This window comes from Mycobacterium aquaticum (assembly GCF_002086485.1).
Lineage (GTDB): Bacteria > Actinomycetota > Actinomycetes > Mycobacteriales > Mycobacteriaceae > Mycobacterium > Mycobacterium aquaticum.
This window is the reverse complement of the sequence record NZ_MVHF01000009.1, coordinates 164,940-188,995: the sequence shown is the minus strand read 5'-3', so window position 1 is coordinate 188,995 and position 24,056 is coordinate 164,940. Positions and strand designations below refer to the sequence as shown.

General features: G+C 62.4%; 19 protein-coding genes. 5 read left to right on the top strand and 14 right to left on the bottom strand.

All coding sequences use genetic code 11. The features are described from left to right. Positions 1-247: 247 nt before the first annotated feature. The 6 genes from BST13_RS38685 to BST13_RS12380 form a co-directional block, all read right to left on the bottom strand. Entirely contained in the window at positions 248-1,117 is an 870-nt protein-coding gene (locus BST13_RS38685) for a hypothetical protein (protein WP_142282776.1), read from the bottom strand. A 94-nt stretch (positions 1,118-1,211) separates the two neighbouring features. Then, positions 1,212-1,970 carry a hypothetical protein gene (locus tag BST13_RS38680; protein WP_142282775.1) on the bottom strand — a complete coding sequence of 253 codons (759 nt, stop codon included), beginning with the start codon at positions 1,968-1,970 and terminating at the stop codon, positions 1,212-1,214. Positions 1,971-2,161: 191 nt separating this feature from the next. After that, on the bottom strand, positions 2,162-4,549 hold the full coding sequence (locus BST13_RS39460; protein WP_211296071.1) for a TPR repeat domain-containing protein: 2,388 nt from the start codon (positions 4,547-4,549) through the stop codon (positions 2,162-2,164). Positions 4,550-5,784: 1,235 nt separating this feature from the next. Beyond that, positions 5,785-6,597: a hypothetical protein gene (locus BST13_RS38675; protein ID WP_142282774.1), complete on the bottom strand. Its 813-nt coding sequence runs from the start codon at positions 6,595-6,597 to the stop codon at positions 5,785-5,787. An 82-nt stretch (positions 6,598-6,679) separates the two neighbouring features. Beyond that, positions 6,680-9,022, bottom strand: coding sequence for a TPR repeat domain-containing protein (locus BST13_RS39455; RefSeq protein ID WP_211296070.1), 2,343 nt, complete (start codon positions 9,020-9,022; stop codon positions 6,680-6,682). Positions 9,023-9,105: 83 nt separating this feature from the next. Further along, on the bottom strand, positions 9,106-10,041 hold the full coding sequence (locus tag BST13_RS12380) for an ESX-1 secretion-associated protein (RefSeq protein ID WP_083164171.1): 936 nt from the start codon (positions 10,039-10,041) through the stop codon (positions 9,106-9,108). A 303-nt stretch (positions 10,042-10,344) separates the two neighbouring features. Between BST13_RS12380 and mycP the strand changes: the two genes are divergently transcribed. From mycP to BST13_RS12355, 5 genes are all read left to right on the top strand, one after another. Further along, positions 10,345-11,676: a type VII secretion-associated serine protease mycosin gene (gene mycP, locus BST13_RS12375; protein ID WP_425437013.1), complete on the top strand. Its 1,332-nt coding sequence runs from the start codon at positions 10,345-10,347 to the stop codon at positions 11,674-11,676. Beyond that, the gene (gene eccE, locus BST13_RS12370) at positions 11,673-13,067 is read left to right on the top strand and encodes a type VII secretion protein EccE (protein WP_083164169.1); all 1,395 of its coding nucleotides are present in this window, start codon (positions 11,673-11,675) and stop codon (positions 13,065-13,067) included. The genes mycP and eccE overlap by 4 nt, the downstream gene beginning before the upstream one ends. Positions 13,068-13,131: 64 nt before the next feature. Further along, the gene (locus tag BST13_RS40190) at positions 13,132-14,697 is read left to right on the top strand and encodes a PPE domain-containing protein (protein WP_142282773.1); all 1,566 of its coding nucleotides are present in this window, start codon (positions 13,132-13,134) and stop codon (positions 14,695-14,697) included. Beyond that, a complete protein-coding gene (locus BST13_RS12360) occupies positions 14,694-15,032 on the top strand; it encodes a YbaB/EbfC family nucleoid-associated protein (protein WP_083164167.1) in 339 nt (112 codons plus the stop codon). The genes BST13_RS40190 and BST13_RS12360 overlap by 4 nt, the downstream gene beginning before the upstream one ends. A 74-nt stretch (positions 15,033-15,106) precedes the next feature. Beyond that, entirely contained in the window at positions 15,107-16,111 is a 1,005-nt protein-coding gene (locus tag BST13_RS12355) for a sensor domain-containing protein (protein WP_083164166.1), read from the top strand. 90 nt (positions 16,112-16,201) lie between these two features. Here BST13_RS12355 and BST13_RS12350 read toward each other — a convergent pair whose 3' ends face one another. The 8 genes from BST13_RS12350 to BST13_RS12315 all read right to left on the bottom strand — a co-directional run bounded on the left by BST13_RS12350 (position 16,202) and on the right by BST13_RS12315 (position 23,961). Beyond that, a complete protein-coding gene (locus BST13_RS12350; RefSeq protein WP_083164165.1) occupies positions 16,202-16,831 on the bottom strand; it encodes an LppA family lipoprotein in 630 nt (209 codons plus the stop codon). Then, on the bottom strand, positions 16,825-18,372 hold the full coding sequence (locus BST13_RS12345; protein ID WP_425437012.1) for an alpha/beta hydrolase: 1,548 nt from the start codon (positions 18,370-18,372) through the stop codon (positions 16,825-16,827). The genes BST13_RS12350 and BST13_RS12345 overlap by 7 nt, the downstream gene beginning before the upstream one ends. A 135-nt stretch (positions 18,373-18,507) precedes the next feature. Next, positions 18,508-20,040: a type VII secretion integral membrane protein EccD gene (gene eccD, locus BST13_RS12340; protein ID WP_095533512.1), complete on the bottom strand. Its 1,533-nt coding sequence runs from the start codon at positions 20,038-20,040 to the stop codon at positions 18,508-18,510. Beyond that, entirely contained in the window at positions 20,037-21,461 is a 1,425-nt protein-coding gene (locus BST13_RS12335; RefSeq protein WP_083164163.1) for a MinD/ParA family ATP-binding protein, read from the bottom strand. The genes eccD and BST13_RS12335 overlap by 4 nt, the downstream gene beginning before the upstream one ends. A gap of 125 nt (positions 21,462-21,586) precedes the next feature. Beyond that, positions 21,587-21,874, bottom strand: coding sequence for a WXG100 family type VII secretion target (locus BST13_RS12330; protein ID WP_029368901.1), 288 nt, complete (start codon positions 21,872-21,874; stop codon positions 21,587-21,589). A gap of 32 nt (positions 21,875-21,906) precedes the next feature. Continuing rightward, the gene (locus BST13_RS12325; RefSeq protein ID WP_029368902.1) at positions 21,907-22,206 is read right to left on the bottom strand and encodes a WXG100 family type VII secretion target; all 300 of its coding nucleotides are present in this window, start codon (positions 22,204-22,206) and stop codon (positions 21,907-21,909) included. A gap of 89 nt (positions 22,207-22,295) precedes the next feature. Next, complete coding sequence (locus BST13_RS12320) at positions 22,296-23,585, bottom strand: PPE family protein (protein WP_083164242.1); 1,290 nt, start codon at positions 23,583-23,585, stop codon at positions 22,296-22,298. 82 nt (positions 23,586-23,667) lie between these two features. After that, a complete protein-coding gene (locus tag BST13_RS12315) occupies positions 23,668-23,961 on the bottom strand; it encodes a PE family protein (RefSeq protein WP_083164162.1) in 294 nt (97 codons plus the stop codon). Positions 23,962-24,056 lie beyond the last annotated feature (95 nt).

The following is a 24,056-nucleotide window of genomic DNA, read 5'->3' as shown; positions in this document are numbered from 1 at the left end:
CCATTCGTAAGTGCTGATTCGGAGCAAGAACTCATCTGCGTCCGGCTGGCTCAGGCGCTCAGATATAACGGCGGGGCTGCTGCCTGACGGCAACGTGGGAAGTTCGCCTGAACAGGCCGCCACTACCGTGGCGATGACGAATGAGAGCGCCAGAGCGAGATTGCGGGATGACGAGCTGTAGGTAGTCAACGTCTAGCTCCAACTCCAACGTGCGATCGGCGAACCGGCGGGGCGGGGGGTGTTGTGGTCACCGAGATTTGGCCGGCCAGCCGGGAATTGGTTGCCCGTGAGGCGGTGGTTGATCGTGGAAGCCTGTGGCTATCGCCTGGCGGGCAGTTGCGTCGTCGGGCATGTGGTCTAAGCACTGCTGTTGCAGCTCGGGAGTGGCTACCCGCACACCGTGACCACTCGGTCCCCACAACGACCCGCTGGCGGCGCTGATGAACCATCGGCCAAATACGTTGCTCTGTGGCGCTGGCACCGGCCCTTGCTGTGATACCAAAACATCTGTGTCGTGAGGCGGGCGTTCGGTCAGTTCGATCCGTCTGACACTCACACTTTGCCAGTCACCAAACTGTAGGGCGCCCGTCTCTGGCGAAGCGATAAGAGACCGGTACTTTCCAGGACGCGTTTCATCTCGTTTGTATGTGGCATAGTCTCCCTCACACACAATCGCATGGTAGGTATCGTCCGCCTTTTCGAGACTCAGCAAATACGACGGCTGGTATCCGAAGTACTCTTGCTTGCTGCCCTCTTTGGCGTTGTCCGCAGAAGCAGGAAGAGGATGCGGATCGGGTCGAACAGACGTCAACTCAATCGGGGTACCTGCCTTCTGAGGAAGATTGACCGGCGTTGCTTCCAGAAAGCCTGGATACAGGGTCGTCTCGCTGTCCCCCGAAATAATCGCGAGGTTATACGATTCCACATATGCCCTGATAGCAACCGCGGGGCCGGCAGTTAAGTCCACTCCCGCTGCGGCATACCAGTGGAAACGAAAATTATCGAACTGGTTCGGCCAGTTCACGAATTGATCTACATTCGTTCGTGTCGTATGCGGAGAACCGCACGATGACACCACTAGTATTAGCAGAGCCGGCAGCCATCGGGCGATGCGCATTGCCTCGATCCTTTCTATGCTATTCCGCCGGAGTCAAGGATTATCGACATCATTATTCAGTGCAGAAACGTGTCTTCCATGCGCGGCCGCGCTACTACCCCTCGTCTGGCCAGCCGGGAATCGCCGGCTGCACGGTCGGCAAACCGTCAAGCACCGTCGTAGCCCGCTTAGTACGTTCAGCAGCATTCAGCGGGTAATGAATGAGACACTCTTCTCGCATCCCGTCTTCCCGCGTTTGCGCGTCGTGAAAGTACTGTTCCGCTTCCGGGCTTCCCGGTTTGACGTCCGGATGGTCATGATCCGACCACAGGCTCACTCGCTCCGAGCCGGTGACGTACCACGGTCCAAAAACATCCGCTTGTGGCGCCGGTAGCGGACCGCGCTGCGGCACAGTCGGAGCATCCGCCCCGCCAGCCAGAAAGCCTTGGTTGCTGAATTCGGTGCGCCATACTCGCATGTTGTGAAAGTCGGCGTTGGTCGCCGCCGATGAGGCGAGGTACAACGGCAAAACCTGTTTCGAATCACCTGCTTGCTTGTAGACGTTGAACGTCGCATCGCAAACAAATGCGCGAAATCCATGCGCGAGTGGTTCTACGCGCAATACGTGTAGATCCTCGTTACCTATGACACGCAGATGTTCATCACCGAACTCTACCGAACCGCGGAGACGTTTTACTGAATTCGGTAGCTCAGACCATTCGTGAGATCCGCGTTCGACTGCCTCGGGTGCCGCTCTTTGAAAACCGGGGTATCCCCCGTCAAGATTGTTCATGTAGCCATTTATCAGGAATGATTCAAGATACGCACGCAACGGGACCGCCCAACCTGTCGCCAGATCAAAGTCGTCTCCCACGCTCCAACGGAACCGAAAGTCATTGAGTGCGTCGGGCCAATTATCCGCCCGCTGGCCTGCAGACGGTGGCACCTGCTGTGACGGGGCAAGGCTTTGGCTGCGGCAGCTCGCAATGCACAGCACCGTAAGGCCTGCGCAGAGCAACGCACTACACCGTTGCATCGCCTTGTCACGCAATCCAAAAGCAATTCTCACTTCTTTGGCTCCGGCGGCTTGATCTTATCGAATTCTCCGTCTGATACATAAATAGCCTGCTCGTATGCATGAGTCCAATTGATCCAAGGCAGATCATTGTAGTTGGCAGCCTTGGACACGTATGCGGCTAGCAAGCCATTAGGCGCATTCGGCAATAGGTTACCGTCTGGCCCTACATATTGAGCAAGGATACCGAGATCTCCCGCTTTCTGCGCCACCAGATACTCGGCTACTGCGCGGACAGGCTCGTCTACGTTATGCAATACCATGGGCGTTAATGTCCCAGGAGACGGTTCTTCTCCCATAAATAGCTTGCGCAGTGGATCGCCAGGAATCTTGTCGTAAGCCGCGACAGCATCGTCAACCTTAGGGATCAAGCTGGCATACTTATGAGCTGCGTCGTACCATTCGCCGCGCTTCTCCCAAGTCGCGTGTTTCGCGGCATAATCATCCTTTCCGGAATCAAGTTGATGAATATACTCGCCCATGTCCATGGCGCCCTGCAGTTTCCCAGCCGCCTGAAGCAAATCACCATCCGGGTAGTCGCCGTTCTTTATTCCGAGCGAATAATCTGCGTAATATTCCTTCCAGGTGTTCGCAGCCGCACCATTGAAAGCTGCTCCAGCTTGGTCGTCGGAGTCTATAACTGCAAATAGGCCACGGAGATTGTTCGCGTTCGCCCCCGGGTCAAGCTTCGAATATCCCGATGTGTCGTCAACCGTTTTCCCTGTCATATCATCGATGTACGGCGCACTGGCGGCGCCCAGAGCACGCACTAATTCTGGATTTATCTGCCCTAGGGAGTCTTTACCACCGTTCATATTGAGCAGGTCCTGGTAGTGTTCGCCCGCATAGGCGTCAAAAGCGTGCATCGTCTCGCCGGCACGAGTGGAATGCTCGGCCGCATTCGGGAATAATGACCCTGCCGCTTTACCGTTATCGGCCCAGTCATGGCTGTAGAGGTCTTTTATGAAGGCGTTATTCGGCGACTTCCCGTCAGCCCCTACAATTGCGTCGTGGACAGCGGTGGGATCGTTGGAGGAAGCTGCTAACAGCTGCTGGAGGGTTGGATCGAGGTTCTCATGCCCCCACCGGTCATCATAATTTGGCCAGCGATCACTTTGAAAGTCTTCGAGTAGCTCCCGCGATTCCGCCAGCATCCCGTCGTTTAGAGCACTGCCCCGCTGCACGCTGGGATCAGCGTAGTTAGAGATCGCAGCTATGTCTCGATACTCGTCGAGGAACTTGTATGGCTTGTTATGATCGGGTGGCAATTGGATCTTCGATCCGTCGGGCATCGTGACCGTTTCACCGAATGGATTGTTACGAAGCGGTGCGTCGAAGATGTCTTGGATGCTTTTGGGCAGATTTTCCTTACCACCCACGGTGGGAACAAAACCGGGATCGCCGGGTTTTAGCGAAGGGCTAATCGGGTCTGTATGCACTTTGTCACTACCGACGAGGTGCAGCGCGTTCGACACCGCCGCCGCCTCACTCGGCGGGAGTTTGCCCAGAATCGATTTGATCTCCGCCGGGGATTTTCCGTCCAACGAATGAGACAGACCGTTAAGGTAAGCCATCCGCTCGGGTGATATCTGAAGATTTCCATTATTTAGGTCGACCCGCTCCTGGCCGCTCAGATTCGTGGCGTCCTGTAGCCGCTTTGATTCCTCTGGGCTCAGCTTCCCGTCTGCCAGGGATTCTCCATCGCGGCGTCCAGCATCGGCCGCGTTCTGCACGCCCGCCTTACGCTTATCTACTTCTGACTTTTTCTTGTCCTCCTCCTCTTTTTCTTTTTCTTTGTCAGTCAGTGTCAGGACGTCGCCTTTCTTGTTGCCCTTCTCGTCCTTCTTCTCCCCCGGTCCCTTCTCCCCCGGCGCGAACTTCTGATTCGTGAGAGCGTCGTATTCGCCTTTGATGCCCTGCACCCGCCCGCGGATGTCGGTCATGTCGTTGGTGGACTTCTGGATGATGTCGCTGAGCTGGCTGACACCCTTGTTGACGATCGGCAGCAGCTTGCGGTCGCGCTCGTCGGCGTCGGTATCGGGGATCGACGCCGCCATGCGGGTGACCCAACTCTTGACGTTGTCGAGGTTCTGCCGGCCAGTGGTCACCACGGTGGCGGCATTGGTGACTTCAGCGGCCATCCGCTTGTCGAGATCGGCGAGCTTGCCGTAGACCTGCGCGTGTTCCTTGTTCGCCGCTGCGTAGGCATCCGAAGCCGTGCCCTGCCAACGGGAATCAGGAGCGGCGGCCTCGACACTGGATTTCATCTGCAGCAGACGCGAACTGCCGTCGAACTTGGAGCCGTCCTCAGGAGTGCCCTGCCCGAACGTTTCCCGCGCTTGCGACCACGTCTGGTTGAACGCATCGAGCAGCCCCACCACGACCTCCCGGAATCCCTACAGCTAACTCCCAGTATCGCAGGCTGGGCGCGGGGCCACGTGCACGAATTCCCGTCCAGCGCTACGACTTGTCGGGCAGGAACGGCGGCGACTCCCAGGTGCGCGTATCGGGCATGTCGTCGTTGGGCCAGTTCCGGGAGACCGGTGGTGACTGTGATGGCCCAGGTTCCATACCTTGTCCCAACGCAAGTACGTGTCCTGCACTCTCCTCCGGCAGGAAAGCCGTACGACTACTCAGGCCACCCAGGTTCAGCGGGCGATGACGCGAAATCGGCAGCGGTGAAGGGACCAGAGGCCAGATCCTTGCGCCGTTCGAGTGAGTCTGGCGCACTGCTGACGCATGCAGAAACCACTTGACCTTTTGTCGGCCAATCAGTGGACCCAGCACTGGAGGTCGTGAGGTAGCCAACTATCTGCCACCCACCAAATACGTTGGTATTCGGGCTCAGTGCGGGACCGCGCTGTGGCACGAGGCCGGCTTCAGACTTCTCCTGCGCATCAGTCAGGTCCAAACGGACGCCGAAAATACCTCTGTCTGAGGACCAACCGTTGGAAATGTAAGGAACATAGGTCCCATCCGTCTTTCGCTGCCCAAGTCCATATCGATACTCGCATAGCGTCACGGTTGCACCACGGCTAGTGCTCTCGACAGACCGGATATGGAATCGAAGATTCCCGACGAGATTCCAACCCGTGGGATATCGATCGGTTGGTCGCCGATCCCATGCCGAGGTTTTATCCGAAGCACTCGTCGGTTCATTTGGCGGCACTGCGTCGAGGAAGCCTGGGTATGCATTGCCAAAATTGCCAGTGAACTCCACGAGGTCATACGACTCCAGGTACGCCCTCACAGGAACGGCAACTCCCTCAGTTAGTCCTATGCCCGGATCGGCAGTCCATTGCACCCGGACGTCACTGGCGACTCCTGGCCAGCCGCGCTTTCCTGCGTTGCTGGGAGCTTGACAACCATTGACCAGTTGTGCCACGACAGCGCACAGGAGCAATACCGTCTTAGTACGCATTACCGTCATTTCAGCGGCTCCATTATCTTCACATCGCAGTATTTTCTATCTGATCGCATTTGCATACATCGGTTGACGAAGCGGACGTACTCCACGCTGCTCTCGGAGAGCCCGAGTTGGATGCGTATTTGTTTGGCGCGCGCGTTAACCTGCGTGCCGCGGGCTGACGACGCAGCAGACTATCGAGTTGGCCTACTGAGCTTTGCCAGGCCAGCCTGGAATCGGGTCCCCGTGTGGCGGAGGGCTGTCGTGGAGACCGGTCGACATCGCAATGCGAGCGCCAACATCGTCCGGCATGGCCTCCCCGCACTGCTGACGGACTTCCGCGGGATCGACATCCTCAGCCTCGCCTACCAGGCCCCACAAGCCCGAGCTGGAACCGGTGATGAACCACCGTCCGAAGACGTCGTCTGTTGGACCGGGCAGTGGGCCGCGTTGGGCTACCGCTGGCGACCCCGGCGCGTCGCCCACCCGTGGGTCGTGGTCGGTCAGTTCGACCCGCCAGATTTCGACGCCGTCTGCGTAGCGCAGCGGCCCGCTTGCCGATTCAGTGTTTGTCGACAAGTACTTGTTGGGATCGTCTGTGCTGGTGAACACGGAGTAGAGGCCAAGACAGACGGTCGCGCGGTAGCCGTCTCCCTGCGGAACTAGGCTTAATAAGTGCGTTGGCTGATATCCGTAGATCTGCCGCGCGACATAAGTCCATCCGTTCTTTTCCGCCTCGGCTCGTGTTTTCGGCCGCACGTACTGCAGCTGGAAAAGTTGACCGTGCTTGGTGGCCTCTCCAGCGTTGTCTGGGGTGGCCCGCCCGAAGCCTGGATAGACGACTGACGTATCACCTCCGGTTAGGCCGACGAGGCGATAAGACTCAACGTAGGCGCGCAGGGCAACAGCCGGACCGTTATCGAGGTCTATTCCAGGTGCAGCGGACCAGTGGAAGCGGAATTCATTCGCTTCGGGTGGCCAATTGGGAAAAAGCGATGGCGAAGTGGAAGATGAAGCCACGGTCGGGGGACCGTCGTTTGTGCGCCTATCACACGCCGAAACCGCAAGGAGCACTATAACGAACGCTGCGGTAATGCTGACCTTAATGGAGAACATCGCGGTAAGCCTTGTCGTAGTCTGCGAACGGGTCGCTAATCGCGCGGTCCACATGGCTGAAATAATTGTTCAGAGCGTTAACGTAGTCTACGCGATTTCTGTCCGTCAGCGACTCCGGTGGAATATCGATTTGGCCGTCGTGGTTGATGTCAAACCCAGTCAAGCGCTCTATGTCTAGCTGATTACCAATGTTATTCGCTATAAACGCTGAGGCGAGAGCAGATCGCATTCCAAGCGAACTTTCGATAGGTGTATGCCCGGGTACCGCAGAATCCGGTCTCGGTCCTAGAATCGCGTCTTTCATCAGCGTAGCCTCAACCGATAGGGCGGTGTTCACATACGGAACAGCACCTACTAGGTCTTTTGCCGCATCGTAGTTGCGCGCCATCCTGTCCCAGGCTGCTTGCCTCGCCTTGGTCGCGTCGGATTCCGTGTCCGATACCGCCATGAACGCACCTTCGTCAGAGATTCCCTTTAGCCGTCCGGCAGCCTCCATCGCATGCGAATCGGCAAACTGGCCGCCGCTGTTGATTACAGAGTTCGCGTATTCGTTGATGTACGCCGACTGCACGGAGGCCGACTGGGCGTCCAGAATCTTGGCCGCAGTGTCGTCTGTTCCAAGCACTCCCATCACCTGGACAGCGTGTGGATACGACAGATCTGCCGAGCTATCCTTCGGGGTCCAACCCAGCGTGCCGTCGAGATTCCTGCCAGCCATATCGTCTACGTACGGGCTGATAGCTTGGGCGAGACTCTGGGTAAGTTCCGGATTCAGCTTGCCGAGTGACACGTTCTGCTGCGTACCGGTATTGATATCCAGCAGCGTCCCCTTGTTTGCGGGATCACCGAGGTAGTCTGCCAAAGCACTCGCCGTTTCGCCTGCGCGTGCATTTACCGCGGGATCATCCGAATGTGCTGCCCCGCCGATCCAGTCAGTAAGAGTCCTCGCCGATTTGCCATCGTCTTTCCACTCATGGGTCAAAACGTCGTGAACAAAGTCCTTGTCTGTAGTCAACAGATCATGGTCAACAATGGTGTCACGGCCGGCCGTCTCAAACACCCGCTGCACAACATCGTCACCCCAGTGCCCTTGGGCGCCACGTGGGCCCTCTTGTGCATTCAGCCATTCTTTTGCATTTGACATCATCTCGCGGTCGAGCTGGGACCCTTGCTGGAATTTTGGATCACCGTCCCCGACAATGTCTGCCAAACTCTTCAGATTCTGCGCCGCATTTGCACGTTCACCGGCTTCAAGGTCGACCTGGCTGCCCGGATAGCCAACACTCGGGGCCGTCGGACCCAGGAAGTCGCCGCGCTGGTTCAGCGTGGCCTGGACTCCGTCAGGAAGTGCGCCGGTATCTCCCGGCAGCACTCCATCATTCGGTATCTGTCCAGGCGTAACGACCTGGGGCCCGTCGCCATCATGCCGTGGATAGGTCACGTCGGGATCACTCATAATCTGCATGGCGTTGGCCAGGATGCCCTTGTGCGGACCGAGTTTCTCGCGCGCGGCCTTAAGATCGTCCATCGACATCGGCTTCATTTGGGCCTGCATTTGGCCGACGAGTTCAGCTTCAACCGGGCTGAGTGGGTGAGCCTTGCTGTTGGGACCTAGCTTCTGCGCGTCGATGCCGTTGAGAATTCCGTCAACTTTCGACGCCGCCTCTTGATTGCCGTTAAGCGCGTCGCGAACCAAGCCTTCCATATCCTCGGGCTTGAGTTCGCCATTCCCCCGGTCCTGCCAAGCTCCCAAGCGTTCCGGCTTGTCGTCCTTCTTGTTGCCCTTCTCCTCCTTCTTCTCCCCCGGTCCCTTCTCCCCCGGCGCGAACTTCTGATTCGTAAGAGCGTCGTATTCGCCTTTGATGCCCTGCACCCGCCCGCGGATGTCGGTCATGTCGTTGGTGGACTTCTGGATGATGTCGCTGAGCTGGCTGACACCCTTGTTGACGATCGGCAGCAGCTTGCGGTCGCGCTCGTCGGCGTCGGTATCGGGAATCGTCGCCGCCATGCGGGTGACCCAACTCTTGACGGTGTCGAGGTTCTGCCGGCCCGTGGTCACCACATTGGCGGCATTGGTGACTTCAGCGGCCATCCGCTTGTCGAGATCCGCGAGCTTGCCGTAGACCTGCGCGTGTTCCTTGTTCGCCGCGGCATAGGCGTCCGAAGCCGTGCCCTGCCAACGGGAATCAGGTGCGGCGGCCTCCACGCTCGACTTCATCTGCAGCAGACGCGAACTGCCGTCGAACTTGGAGCCGTCCTCAGGAGTGCCCTGCCCGAACGTTTCCCGCGCTTGCGACCACGTCTCATTGAACGCATCGAGCAGCCCCACCAAGACCTCCCGGAATCCCCTACAGCTAACTCTCAGTATCGCAGGCTGGGCACTGGGCCACGTGCACGAATTCCCGTCCAGCGCTACGACTTGTCGGGCAGGAACGGCGGCGATTCCCAGGTGCGCGTATCGGGCATGTCGTCGTTGGGCCAGTTCCGAGAGACCGGTGGTGACTGTGATGGTCCAGGTTCCAACGTCTCACCGTTGTCGGGCCAGTCCCCGTAGATCGGTGGAAGCCGCGGGTGAGATTCCCCGTGGACGATGACGTCGCCACCCGCGTGCCCCATGACATCGCCACCCGCGTGACCCATGACGTCACCGCCGAACGGTGGGAGCCCCTGAAGTTCGCGCATCCGCTCTTCGCTCATGATCCCGCTCTGAACGGGTGGCCTCTGGCCGGCCGGGGCTCCCGCACCCGGCCCGGCTCCGGCCGCGCTGGCCTTCGCTGCTGCATCGGCCGCCGCCGCGCCTCCGCCGCCGGCACCCTGCATTGCGGTCTGCACGATGCCCTGTGCACCCTGCATGGCCTGCTGCGGGATCTGCGAGAGCCCCTGCACAGCGCCCTGAACAGGTTGCGCCATGCCCTGCATCATCTGGCCGGCCACCTGACCGAACTGGCTCATCACCTGGCCCGCCGGCTGCGGGCCGCCCTGGGCGCCCTTGGTCATCACCGTCCCAATGCCTTGGCCGTTCTCCGTCTGAGCAGACTCCATGCGATCGGCCTGCGCCTTGAGCCGTGCAGCGGCCTCCGAGTCCCCGCGCTCATAAGCCTGGGCGGCCTGTTTCAGCAGGTCACCGATCTTGGCCGAGGCTGACTGAGTCGCTCCCAAGGCGTTGCCGCGCGCCGATTGCGCAGCGTCGAGCACATCCTGCATCGGAAAGCCGATGGTGCCGTGGCTGTTCTGCACACCCGAGGTCGCCGGAGCGCCACTGACAAAGCTGGCAACCTCATCACTGAGGCTGCTGACCTGTTGCCCCCACCCGGTCACGGCACTCGTGTCAGCCCTGAACTGCGTCATCGGCCCCTCCGATTCTGACGGACTTGCTGACCGACAAGTCTATTGCCGCTGCCGCCACCCCTCGAACGGAAAGTCTGGGACAACAATCGGCCTTGCTGTCATTGGCCAAGTACCCCAGGAAGAAAGCGTAATTCCCACGTCTGGTACACCCTTATGATTGCCTGCGTGCAAATGGCCAGTCGGCTTGTCGTAGGTAGACGCGGTTCGGGGCAGGCGCAGATTTGTTTGCTGCATGTGCATCAGCACACGGCAGGCGGATCTACCGTCGAGGGGGGTGCGTAGGGCGTGCAGCGCTTAGCCGTCATGATGTTTGCGGTGTTGCTGGCGATGTTCAGTGCACCGCCGGCATGGGCCATCGATCCGCCGGTGATCGACGCCGCAGCAGTTCCGCCGGATCAATTGGGTCCCGACGAGCCGACCGAGCAGCGCTACGAGTGCAAGGGCCCGACGGTCATGCCCAACTCGAACTTCGCCGACAAGCCGTGGGCCAACAACTACCTCCGGATCGCCGAGGCGCAGAAGTTCGCAACCGGCGCCGGCGTAACTGTGGCGGTCATCGACACCGGCGTCAACGGGTCGCCGCGCGTCCCTGCCGAACCCGGCGGTGATTTCGTCGATGCAGGCGGCAATGGCATGTCCGACTGCGACGCCCATGGGACGCTGACCGCGTCGATCATCGCGGGGCGGCCGTCCCCGACCGACGGGTTCGTCGGCGTCGCTCCCGACGCCCGAATCCTGTCGCTCCGCCAGACCTCGGGGATGTTCCAACCCAAGGGCGCCCAACGGGATCCGAACAACCCGAACGACACCCCCACTGCCGGCTCCATCCGCAGCCTCGCCCGCTCCATCGTGCACGCCGCCAACATCGGCGCGCAGGTGATCAACATCAGCGAGGCGGCCTGCTACAAGGTGACCCGCCGCATCGACGAGTCCACCCTGGGCGCCGCGATCAACTACGCCGTCAACGTCAAGAACGTGGTCATCTTGGTGGCCGCGGGCAACACCGGCGGCGACTGCACGCAGAACCTGCCGCCGGACCCGTCGATCCCCTCCGATCCCCGGGGATGGCGGGGCGTCCAAACGATCGTCAGCCCTGCCTGGTACGACCCGATCGTGCTGACCGTCGGCAGCATCGCCGAGAACGGTCAGCCGAGCGGTTTCTCGATGTCCGGACCGTGGGTGGGTGCCGCGGCACCTGGTGAGAACCTCACCGCGCTCGGGTACGACGGTCAACCGGTCAACGCCGTCGCCGACCAGGACGGCCCCAAACCCCTGTTCGGCACGTCGTTCTCGGTTGCCTACGTGTCCGGCCTGGCCGCCCTGCTCAAGCAGCGCTTCCCGGATCTCACTGCCGCGCAGATCATCAACCGAATCACCGCCACCGCACGCCATCCCGGCGGCGGCGTGGACAACTACGTCGGAGCCGGCGTGATCGATCCGGTCGCCGCGCTCACCTGGGAGGTCCCGAGCGGTCCGGCCAAGGCCCCGATGCGGGTCAAGGAAGTACCGCCGCCGGTGTACATCCCGCCGCCAGACCGTGGCCCGATCACCATCGTCGTCGCCATCGGTCTGGGGTTGGCCTTCGTCCTCGGTGTGGCCGCCATGGCCCGCCGCGCGTTGAGGCGACGGCGATGAACCTCCTGCGCCAGTTCGGCTTTCGGTTCAGCACCGGCCACGCCATCTGGGCCGCCGCGCTGATTCCGGCATGCGTGGCAATCTGCATGCACTTCCACCTGCTGTGGTTGGGCATCACGCTGGGCGTGCTCGTCGCATTGTTCTCAGTGCTCACGATCCGCGGCCGCCGGCTGACAGGCTGGGTCGCCGCAGTGTTCTCGTGGCGGCGCCGGCATCGCACCACGCCTGATCCGGCTTCCGACCCGGCCGTCGGATCAACCGTGATGCCCGGCGACCACGTTGCGGTGCGCTGGCAGGGCGATTACCTGATCTCCGTAATCGAGCTGGTACCAAGGCCTTTCACGCCGACGGTGATCGTCAACTCCAAGGCCGTGACCGACGACATCATCAGCAGCAAGCTCGTCGAGGACCTGCTGCTCGCGCACTGCCCCGACCTCGAGGCCGATATCGTCTCGTCCGGGCATCGGGTGGGCCGCACCGCACCGGCCAGCCTGGTGGCGCTTTACGAGCAGGTGGTGGGCCCCTATCCCGCGCCAGCGAACCGGCGCACCTGGGTGGTGCTGCGTGCGAATCCCGATACGACGCAACGCTCTGCACAACGCCGCGACTCCGGCGTCTCCGGCCTGGCCCGGTACCTGGTGGCGTCGACGACGCGGATCGGCGATCAGCTGGCCAGCCACGGGATCGACGCCCAATGCTGCCGTAGCTTCGACGACTACGACAAGGCCACGGAGATCAGCTTCGAGAAGGAATCGTGGTCGGTCATCAAGGGCCGCAGCACTTTTACCGCCGCCTACAGTGCACCGGGCGGCCCCGATGTGTGGTGGTCAGCGCGCGCCGATCACACCACGACGCGGGTTCGGGTCATCCCCGGCGTGGCGCCGATCAGCACAGTGCTGCTGACCACGTTGGCCAATCCCACAACACCACGCGGCTTTTCGTGTCTCTTCGGCGGCCAGCGGGCCGCTCTGCAGGGCATCAGCCCGGTGACCGACAAGCACTACGAGCTCCCGATCGGGTCGGCCGGTGTGCTGATCGGCGAGACCGCCGACCGCTACCCGGTATACATGCCGTTCGACGACGTCGACGTCAGCATCAACCTCGGCGACGCCCGGCTGTTCACCCAGTTCCTGATCCGCTCGGCCGCAGCCGGCGCGGTGATCACGCTCAGTCCACAGTTCCGCGAGTTCGCCTCGCTGATCAACGGTCGTGTCGGACGCGTACCCCGAGTGGCGTGGCCCCATGCCACGACGTACCTGGGCCCACATCAAGGTGTGGGACGAGTCATCCTGCGGCCCAACTTCATTGACACACCGAGGCACCGGCAGCTGCCCATCCAGCTGATCAATCCGCGTGAAGAGAGCCGTTATCAGATGGCGTTGGAACAGTGACAACAGTGTTCGGAGGCGAGCCTCCAGTTGGTTCGGGGGGACCATGGGTGAGCAAGTAAATGCGATGACCGATCAGATTCGGGCGCGAGCGACGAGTCTCGAAGGCCTGAGAGTTCCGACGAGTATGGGGCAGTCATCGGTACAGCGGCCCTGCGGGTTGGATTTTGCCAACACCGTGGCTCAGAACTTTGGCCGGGGCGCGGACGGCATCATGGGTTACCAGGTCGTCGGTAAGAACCAAAAGACGCGTCTTACGCAAGCCCTGACATCTGCAGCCAACGCCTACGAAAGGGTCGACAGCGAAGTCGCAGACGCGATCAAGGCAGGCACAGGCGGTCAGCTACCGGCGGTGACCGTCGAACAACCGAGTACGGACCCCTTGCCCGCGCCGCGCGCTATTGATGCTCCAACAGCTCTAGAGGCTGCGGGCTACGCTCAGATCAAAGACACCGAGGCGCGTCTGCAGGACGGCGACAACGGATCTTCGCTCCGCACGGCCGCCAGCGACTGGCGTATAGCCAGTGCGCAGCTGACGACCATGAGCTCGCAGTTCAACACCTACGGTGTGCCATGGGAGGGAAGCGCAGCCGAGGCCGCATCCCAAAAGTTCGACGCCATGTCGGTGTGGTTCACCAAGCTCGCGGGCGCCTGGCTGGAACTTGCAGACGAGGCTGAACGCATCGCTGACGCGCAGGAAGCTGCGAGGGCGGCACACACGCCTGTCTATCAGTGGTACATGATCGGCGACGCGGTGCTCAAGTGGATGATCACCAACGGCGTCGATCAAGTCGACGGGTTGACAGCACAATTCATCGCCGACGAGATGGCCAAGCTACAAGCCGAGTCCGACGAGATCCGCAACACCTACAAGAACGCCGCGATGATGAAGGCCATCACGCTCGATCCGCCCCCCGACGGGGCGATCAACGTCGGTGGCCCTAGCACTCGCAGCATGGGACCAGAAGACGGCCAATCTCGGGACGCGGCTGGGCCCACGCCGGGTGAATCAGGGCCGCAGTCCGAGAATTCGGCGACTCCAACCCTGTCACCCGCGAGTGCTGAACAGAAAATTGCCTCCAAGCCGCAGTCCGGTTCGCCTTCCGGCGGCTCACCGTCGGGCGGCTCCTCGTCCGGTGCAAGCGGTTCCCCATCAGGCGCGGGCGGTTCCCCGTCGGCAGCGGGCGCGCCTTCTGGGGGTCTGCCGGCCGGCCTCGGCGGCAAGCCAGATTTGTCGAAGCTCAGCGAACCAACACTGAAGCCGGCCAGCCTCGGCGGAGGCGGTGCAGGCGCAGGAGGTGGAGGCGGAGGGGGTATGCCCAAAGCTCCGCTCGGACCGTCCATGGGAGCGGATTCGTTCGGGCAAACTCCAACTGGCGCACGGGGTGCGAACGCCGCTGCTGTACCTGTCGGCGCCGCAGGAGGCGGCATGGGCGGCGGTGCAATGGGCGGTGGTGGCATGGGCGGCGGCATGGGTCACGGCGCCGGTCAACAAGGCAAGGAGAAGCGTCGCGACCCGAGATTGTCCCCAGATGAAGACCTGTACAAGGAAGACCGCGCGTGGACGGAGCCGGTAATCGGCCGTCAGATTCCACAACGACGCCGCAAGGAAAACGTTAAGGAGCCGTCATGACCGATGGAATGCACCCCGAGGTCGCCGCAGTACTGCAGAAGGCGCAACAGCTGCAGGCTCTGATGGACGATCAACTGCACAAGATGAATACCGAAACCTTCACGGCAGCAGACGAAACCAACACGGTCGAGGTGACCTTGAACGGTCACCATCACCTGAAGTCGGTGTTCATCGAGGACGGCTTGCTTCGCCTGGGCGCCCAAACAGTCGAGCAGAGACTCAATGAGGCGCTGCAGAAGGCGACCGCCAAAGCCTCAGCGTCGATCACAGCTGACCGGGAGCGACTCGATGAGATGGTGGCGGACCTGACCGGAGAAGGAACGTCCCAGCAGTAACACTCCGCGTGACCGCTCACCCGATAAACGCTGGGCAGCAATCGGATTGCACTGATGGTGACTGAAGGGTATGCATGACTCTCGGCGGCGGTCCCACGCCGAATCCGTTCGACGCACAACCGTTCGGCGGCGTCCCAACATCGCCGCCTGCTGCACCGCCCGCTCCTCGGGAACAGCGAGGCAACACTCTCGCCACTCTGTCGGTCGTCTTCGCATTCGTCTTCGCCCCGGTGGGAGTTGTGCTGGGCCACCTGGCGCTGTCAGAGATCAGGCGCCAACCGCAGCAGGGCCGTGACCGGGCGCTTGTCGGCGTGACGTTGTCGTACTGCACTATTGCGATCGTGGTTGTCACCGTCGTCGTATGGTCACTATTCCTTCCCGGCGACACAGGTACATCGCGGCAGGCGTCGCCAAACAGCTCGCCGAACGGAGCGTCGACGACGGTGTCGACCCAAATCGCGACGTCGTCGAGCAGTACGCCGACAGCACAGCCAACACACTTACCACCAGACTGGCTACTCGACGGCCCCGAACTCACTGCGGTACTACACGTTCCGTTCTTCCCCAACATCGAATCTCAAGCGCAAGGTCCCCTGTCCAAGATGTTCGACCGCACATCGATTGTGGATGCGCCGGAGTGCCTCGGCGCCAACACCGTCGCAGCGGGGAACATCTACGCACCCAGCGGAGGAACGGAATTCGCCCAACAGGCATTGGCTCCTCCTGTCAGCGCTACCGGGTGGCTGGTCGAAGAGGCCGTGATCGTCTACCCCTCCGAATCCATGGCTAAGGCCCAATTAGCGGCGATGACACAGCCGTGGAAAGACTGCGTAGGACGCACAATGACCTTTACTTCAAACGGAGAGAACTACACTCTCAAGGACATGCAGGCAACCGACTCGACACTTGAAGGACTTGTCGGCGGCCCCTCTCCGTCCAAACCCAATCGACGCACAGTCTCTGTCAGAGACAGATACATCGTCGACGTACGGGTTGTCGGGTACGCGAGCAACCACGAAGATCCCGGAAGCGGCGCTTCTGATGTAGCCAACGCCGTGTTCAGGAAGATCGGCGTGTGAACCCGCGCCATCACTGACTTCCACGAAAGTGTCGCTACACCAAGAGAATCCCTGCGTTTACGTCGAATTCGGAGGTGCAGTGCAGACGACTCAGGGCGTGGGGACGATCGGTGGTTCGGGCGGCAGTTGACCGGCGGGCAGATTCACCACGCTCTGCATCAGGAAGCAGTCCCCGGTGATTTCGAGTGTGGCGTACTTGATTTGACCTATCTTGAACTCGTAACCGTTGCCTGTCGCGGCGTAGTCACGCTTGGCCTGATCGTTGAAGAGAGACGATTGGTCGGTCGCGCCATAGGCGGCGGCTTCTTGCCGGACGATGTCGTGGGCCGTCGTGAATTCCTCTGTGTTGAAGGTCCTTCCGAACACGACTGGGTCGGCCATCGGGCGACGGGCAATGTCGCCGGTGAGCTTCTCGCACGGCAGCCCTTGCCGTTTGGCGTCCAGCCCATGCGGATCGTCCTCGAACTTCCAGGTCTGCCCGGGAATGGCGGCGACGATGCGTGCGGCGATGACGCTTGCTGTGTCGGTGAGGCGTTGGCGAGCCGCCTCGAAGGAGCCTTTCGGCCGGAGGCTGTCGATGAGCTGGATCGCGTCGTCACCTTTCACGGTCTTCGACTCGTACGGATTCTCGGTCACCTGGCATCCACCCATCAGTGTTGAGGCACAAAGCAATAAGGACCCCGCTGCCAGACCACGCCAGGAGCGCCGTGAATTCACCATGACAGGGGCGTCTCCTTTACTGCGAGGTCCGGACGGTTGAGCAGGATCGCGGCGAGGTTGTAGCCGGTCATCCGATGTTCGGCGTCCCGCCCGTAGTCAGAATGCCCCGACGCACCGGTCTTCGATTCGTAGCCAGGTATCGGGGTGTCGCCGGCCGAGGTTTCCAAGTGCTGGAACCGGAACCGCAAGTGCCCGTCCTCGTTGATGATGTCGTTGGGATCCGACCCCCACCCGTGCAAGGGCGCCAATGCTCCGATCGGGTTGATCGGGTCATCGGGGGCGGCCATGACGAAGAAGTTGTTGTCGTTCATGCCGAGTTGCGCCGGAGTGGTGGCTTCGAAGCCGGGTGAGCCGTACAGCACCGCGTTGTCGACGTAGGCGCTCGCACCCTCCTTGAGCGCGATCCCCGACGTGAGCGAGCCGTAGGAGTGCCCGAACAACGCTGTGGTGTGTCCCGGATTCTTCGACGCCGCGTCGATGTCGTGCAGGAAAGACGTGAGCTTCGGTGCCCCAGCCTGAGCCAGGTCGTCGCTGAGCATGCCGGAGTCACCGAGATTCGGCGGCGGTTGATATCCGACCCACGCCACGGTGGCGATGTTCTGACTGTCCCCGACCTGCCGTGCGATGTCGATGGCTTCGTTGCGCAATTGGGCTGCCTCACCGGTCATCCCGGCGATGGTGCCGCGGGTCGTCCCGGACACCCCGGGAACCGTCACCGATACGTGGTCGGCGGTGAACGGATCGCCCACGGAGGTCGCCGCGGGGATCATCTGCGACGGATCGGCCGGCTTCTCCAGATACACCAGGTGCGAACCGGGAACCTTCAGTGCGTCCTGGATTGCCGCGATATCGGCCAGTCGGTCGCGTTTGACCTGGCCATCTGGGAGACGCTGGTATTCGTCGAGCATCTCCTGCAGCAGTTGGCGATTCGCCTGGTCGATCTGATTGATGTCCCCGGACGACATGTCGGTCTTGGTCGGCCGCTCGTCCTTGCCGTCGTTCTTGAATTCGTGGACGTCACGGTCTTTATCGGCCCCGGGCCCGAATTTCTGGCGGGTCAGCGCCTCATATTCGCCCTTGATTCCCTGGATTCGCCTGCCGATCTCGGTCATGTCGGCGGTCGATTTGTGGATGATGTCGCGGATGTCGCCGGTGCCCTTGCTGACGATGTTCATCAACGCTTGCCGGCCCGCCTCGTTGTTGGGCACCGAGGATGCGGCGCTGGCGACCCAGTCACGACTCACATCGAGATTCTGCCGACCTGCGGTGACGACAGCTGCGGCGTTCCTGACCTCGGCGGCCATCCGCTTGTCCAGATCTGCGAGCTTGCCGTAGACCGCGGCATGTTCCCTGTTGGCGGCGGCATAGGCACCGGCGGCCGAGCCCTGCCAACGAGAATCCGGCGCTGCCGCTTCGACGTTGGCCTTCATCTGCTGCAGCCGGGAACTGCCATCGAACCGCGAGCCGTCCTCGGGCGTGCCCTGGCCGAACGTCTCCCGCGCCTGTGACCAGGTCTCCATGTAGGTATCGAGTAGCCCCACGGACCACCTCCAGGAACTCAACAGTGACTGTCAGTATCCCAGCGGTGCAGCCACCCCTAACGCACGAATTCTCAACAGGTGCACAAAAGGTGATCCTGGGCGGGGCACTGCCCCGCCCAGGATCGGTGACAAGCCCTAGTGCAGACGAAGATTTCGCAGCAGGTCGTACACCCCGGCGATCCACAGCAGCAGCGGGATCACTGCGGCGATCGCGGCGCCGTCGGTCAATTCGAGAATGCGCTTGGTAACCGGAGAAACCCTACGCACACCATCGGTGGCACCGACGGTGATCAGGGCGACGACACCCACGATGGTGTAGATCGCCAGCACCAGCCACGCACTGTCGGGGTACCACAGGCACAGCCGAACCATCACGCCCGTCGGGACGATCACGGCGGCCGCCAGAAGCGCCCAGGAGCACCATCTTTCGGCGTACAGCCGGGAGCGGAAGCCACAGACCACCGAGACCAGGCCGGCCACGATGAGGCTGTGGATGAAGAAATGCCCCTGCACCACGACGGCGATGGCGCCGACGGACAACACCAGGGCACCTGCGGACAGGAAGCCGATCAGCAGCTGGCGGGTCAGCAGGCTGCGTTCTTGCAGCCGCACAGCCGATTCCGGCACCGAAGCGATGATCGCCTGCCAGGTCGAGGTCTCCTCCTCGGCCGCGTCAGGACCCGCGACCGGGTCGAGCAGCTCATCGTTGGAGACCACCTCGCCGGGCGCGGGGATGGGCGGCAAGGCGATACGGGCCACGGCGACAGTCAGTTTCGCCGAGTTGGTGACGACGACAAGGCCGAACGCAATGGCGCCGGCGGGCACCCACGCGTGCGACCCGTACCCATAGGCAACGGCGGCACCGGTGATGGCGACGGCCAGCACCGCCATGAACGACGCGACCTCGGCCCGGCCTCGCGGCCCGCCACGTGTCGCCAACGTCAGTAGCAACACGACAACGCCGGCACCGGCGATCTGCGGAGCTCCCAAGCCGTCGACACCGTTGGGTAGCGGCACCGCCAATGCCGCGGCCCCGGCCAGGGCAGGCGCCGCACCGAGCAGCAGGCTCTCGGCGAGGTTGATGTTGTCATAGTTGCTCTGCGCGAACACACTTCCGCCGAGCAACCCCAGGCCGAAGATCGCCAGCGCCAGGGGCCACCACCAACCGTGGTTGGTCTGGCTCCAGGCCACGACGGACATCACCGTGATGGCCAGCGCGACCACAGGGATCGCGATCCCGATGAAGCGGTGCAACGACTCCCGGGTGAACACCGGCGACTCGTCGAGCACGGCGATCGCGTCGATCACGTCCTCGACCAACGGCCGGTAGCGCTCGGTGCGGCTGACCGACACCAAGGTCAACAGGGATCCGTCGACCACACCCGAATCATCCAGCGATTCATCGGCTTTCAGCGGCGGCGCCCCGGGGCGTGCGAACGCCCAAGAACCCTGTGCGGTGAAATCGAACCCGGCCAGCACGTCCTTCGGAGTGTCCTCGAGCAGATCGGCCAGAACACTGACGGTTTCGTCGATGTAGGTCTCGATCGGCGCCGCTGCGGGCAGCACCAGATCGGTCAATCGCTTACCGGTGAGGACGGTGACCCGCGTTGTCGCCGGACGGCCCGGCGTCACACTTGAGGTGTCTGAGGCGGCGGCGGTGGCGGTCAACGGCGTTCGAGCCTGTCGAAGTCATCGGACAGGGCTGCGGCCAACTCGGTGATCCGGCGCTGGAAGGTGTCGCCGAGTAGGTCCAGCTGAATCTCGGTGCCCTGGGCGATGTGCTTGTCCCACGGCAGCACGATCACTCGGCCGGGCGGCACGTGCCGCTCGAACTGCTGCACCAGGTCATCGACGTCGACGTTCGGCTTGCCCGGGGTGACGTGGTTGATCACCACGCAGGAGCGGCCCAGCAGGTCTTGATAGCCGTTCTGGCGCAACCAGTCCATGGTGATGGCAGCCTGCCGGGCGCCGTCGATGGAGGCGCTCGCGACGATCACCATGCCCGACACCGTGGAAAGCACGCCGCGCGACGACTTCTGGAACAGGCCGGCGCCGCAGTCCGCGAGCACCAGGTTGTAGTAGCGCGACACGATCGAGGTCGCACCCTTCCAGTCCTCATCGTTGAACTCGCGGGTGGCGCCGCTGTACTCCTCGGAGGACAGCACCTCCAGATTGGAGGAATTCATGCTGGTGTAGGCGCGAATGTCGTTGTAGCGCGACAACTCTTGATCGGACAGCAGGTCGGAGACGGTGGCCGCGGACTGCCGGCCGGCCCGATCGGCAAGGTTGCCGCCGTCGGGGTCGGCGTCGATGGCCAGAATGCGGTCACCGCGGATCTTCGCCATCGCGGACCCGAGCGCAACGGTCACAGCGGTCTTGCCGACGCCGCCCTTGAGGCCGAAGATGCCGATCTGGTAGGAATCACGCGCATTACGCCGGATCCGGGTGTGCAGATCCAGCTCATACACCTCGTCGGGCGACAGTCCGAGATTGATGCGCGTCATGAGATAGAGCCAGTGCCGCCAACCGCGCTGCGACGGCATCTTCACGCCGGTCTTCACACCGACGTGCGACAACGCGTCGATGGCGCGGTGATTGCCCATGGTCGCCGCCGACGTCTGCGCCGGTTGGGCCGGAACCGGAATCGCTTGTCCGGCACGCCATGCGCCGCTGATCTCGGGGTCGAATTCGGGGAACTGTGATGGCGCCGGGCCGGGTGCTACACGGGCGGGCGGGCCGGGCAGTGTGCGCGGCTGCTCGTGGCGGGCTCCCATGGGCATCTGCTGCTGCGGAGCACGCAACATCGAGTTCTGCGGCCACTGCGGCGCAGCCGGGGGCGGCGGCATCTGGGGCATGGGTGGCGGCGCTTCGGCATGCCGCTGCGGCGGAGCCGACTGCGCCTGGGTCCGCGGCGGCGTCACCGGCATGGGGGTCGACGGTGCATCGCCCGATCCGGTATCCCCAGTCGGCATCGGCGGCGGTGTCGCCGTGGCCTTCAGAATGGCATCTCGGTCCACGGTGATCGTGGCATCGTCGACCGGTTTGCCCGGATCTGACGAGTGAAAGAGCCGGTCATAGTCGGCCGACATGGGGTCCCCTCAGAATAGTGAAAACAAAGATATTCAGGTGTTTTACACCCAGGCGCACGCAGTGGGCGGGTGAGGCTTGGCCTAGTCGGCTAGCCTACCCGCCCACAAGCGTGCATATGGTCGTGCTAGGCGAACATGCCAGTGACGCCGGCCTCGGTCTGCGCCATGGTCGAGCTGGCCTCGCTGATGGTGTGCGCGAGGTTCTGCAGTGCGGTGTTCAGCTCGTTGGAGGTGTTGTCCCAACGGGTCTGAACGGCCTGGTAGGCCTCCGAACCCGAGCCGCCCCACACCGAGGCGAGCGCGGCCAGCGAGCCCTTGCCCTCGTCGAGCAGACCGTGGGTGGTGCTCACAGCGCCCTGGATCTCGCCGACTCCGCCTTCGATCCCGGCGAAATTCCAAACCTGTTCCGTCATGTCTGATTCTCCGTTTCTCTGTTGTCTCTAGGTCAGATGTTCATCGCCGAGGACAGCGAGGAGGCCTGGTCGTCGTCGGTCGAGCTGTACTGGGTGCCCGACTGGTGGATGTTCTGCGAGATGTCGTTCAGTTCCTGGACCTGCTTGGCAGCGGCCTCGTGGAACCGTGCGAGAGCAGCCTGGGCTGCGGTGCCGGCCTGGCCGACCATCTGGCTGGCCAGCGTGCTTCCGGTGGACTCGACCTGCGCGATGACGCTCTGCAGCTCACCGGAGATGCGCTCGAAATTGCCGGCCTCCTTGGCGAGGACGGCAACGTCTGTATTCATTGCCATGTTGGATACCCCTTATTTTCCTTTTGTCCTCACCATGGGTATGGCGAGTCTTCCGACCCCGTGGCCGGGAAGTCTTGTGGTGCAACCACTTACCAGTCGTCGTCTTCGTCTTCCGACTGGTCGTAGGTCAGCGGCGTCGCAGCGGTAAGGCCCTGCTTCGTCGACTCGCCTTCCTTCTTCTCCTTGGCCGCACCGGTCATGGGACCGGCACCGCCTCCTCCGACCGGAGCCAGGCCGCCCGTCGCGTTCGACGAGGCACCTGTCGCGGCCGGGATCTTGACATCCTCGGTCGTGCCCAGCAGACCGGACAGCAGCGAGGTACGCGGTCCGGTACCGCCGAGGCCGGGCAGCGATGCCGCCCGGACCAGCCCCGCCCCGGAACTCGGGCCCGAGCCGCCGGCCAACGGATGGTTCGAGAACGGCATCGCGTTCAGCAGCCCCATCTGAATGCCCTTGTCCTGCCCGCCGCCCATGCTGCTGAACTGGCTGACCATCTGGGTCACCTGTTGCAGCGGCTGGGTCAAGGTCTGCATCGGACTCTGGATCATCTGCGCGAACTGCTGCGGGATCTGAGCGGCCTGCGATCCCATCTGCATGGCCATCTGCATCCCTTGCTGAAGGCCCTGCTGCGCCGGTTGCTGACTCTGCTGAGTCTGCTGACCCGAATTCTGTGCATTCTGCGCGGCGCCCACCGCGCGTTGCTCACCCTGATTGATTTGTGCTGCCGTGCGGCCGGTGATCAAACCGACCGACTCAATCATCGCAGTCGCGCCGGCCTGTTCGATCACCAAATTTCGGAGGGCACCCTCGGCGGCCCGAGGGGCCGTCGACGCCAACGCGGCGGCGGCGGTCGTCTCACCCACTCCGGGCATGACGATGGGCGTCATCGGCGTGATCGGCTCGAACAGCAGGTTCACGGCCGTCTCGGCCTGGTAGGCATCCATGGCGCCTGCCGCCTGGTTCCACATCCGGACGACGTAGTCCGTCTCGTTGGCGGCGATGGCTCCGGTATTGACCCCGAAAAAGTTCGTCGCATTGAGAACCGCATTGGTGATGTGGTTTTCCTCGATCTCCGGAATAGGCGGAGTCGTGGCCAGCGCCACCGAATATGCACTGGCCTGCGCCGAGGCCTGCAATGCCCGCTTCTGCGCTTGCAGCGCCGTGGTGCGCAACCACATCACCATCGGCATGGTCGCGGCGACCGCGCGTTCGCTGGCGGCCCCACTCCAAACCGAGGTGAGGTTAGCCAGCGCCGCCGCCAATTCGTCAGCTTGGGTCTCCAGCAGCACGGCCATGGCTTCCCACCCGGCCGCGGCCTGAAGCATCGGCGCCGGGCCGGCACCGACCATCAGCCGGCCCGTGTTCACCTCAGGTGGCATGCCGTGCCACGTCGGCGGCGCAGGCGGTACCAGGACCATTGCTGGCTGAACCTATCTGTTGGAGACGAATGCTGACCGAGAGTTAGAGCGTGCTGGCCTGCGCAGAGTCAACCGCGTTGTAGATGCCCGAGGCCTCCGTGTACGCCGCACCAGCCCGAGTCAGCTCTTCCTGGGCGAATGTGTTCTGCGTCAGAGCCTCGACACCCTCGCTCGCGAAAGACATCGCGGCCAGGGCGGACACCTCGTCAGCGCCGGCAGGCACCAGCGCGGTCACAGCGGAGGCGGCGGTGGTGCCACCGGCGAGACCACGTGCGGCATTTGCGATGACCTGCGCGGCAATGGCTTCGGCGCCCGGATTGTGCATCATCGGTTGCATTTGCTGTTCTCCTTTATTCGAGACGAATAGTAAGGACGTGCACCCACGAACAGCCCGGCTGCAATTTGCCAGTCCGCTAAGGAATCTGTCCCCCG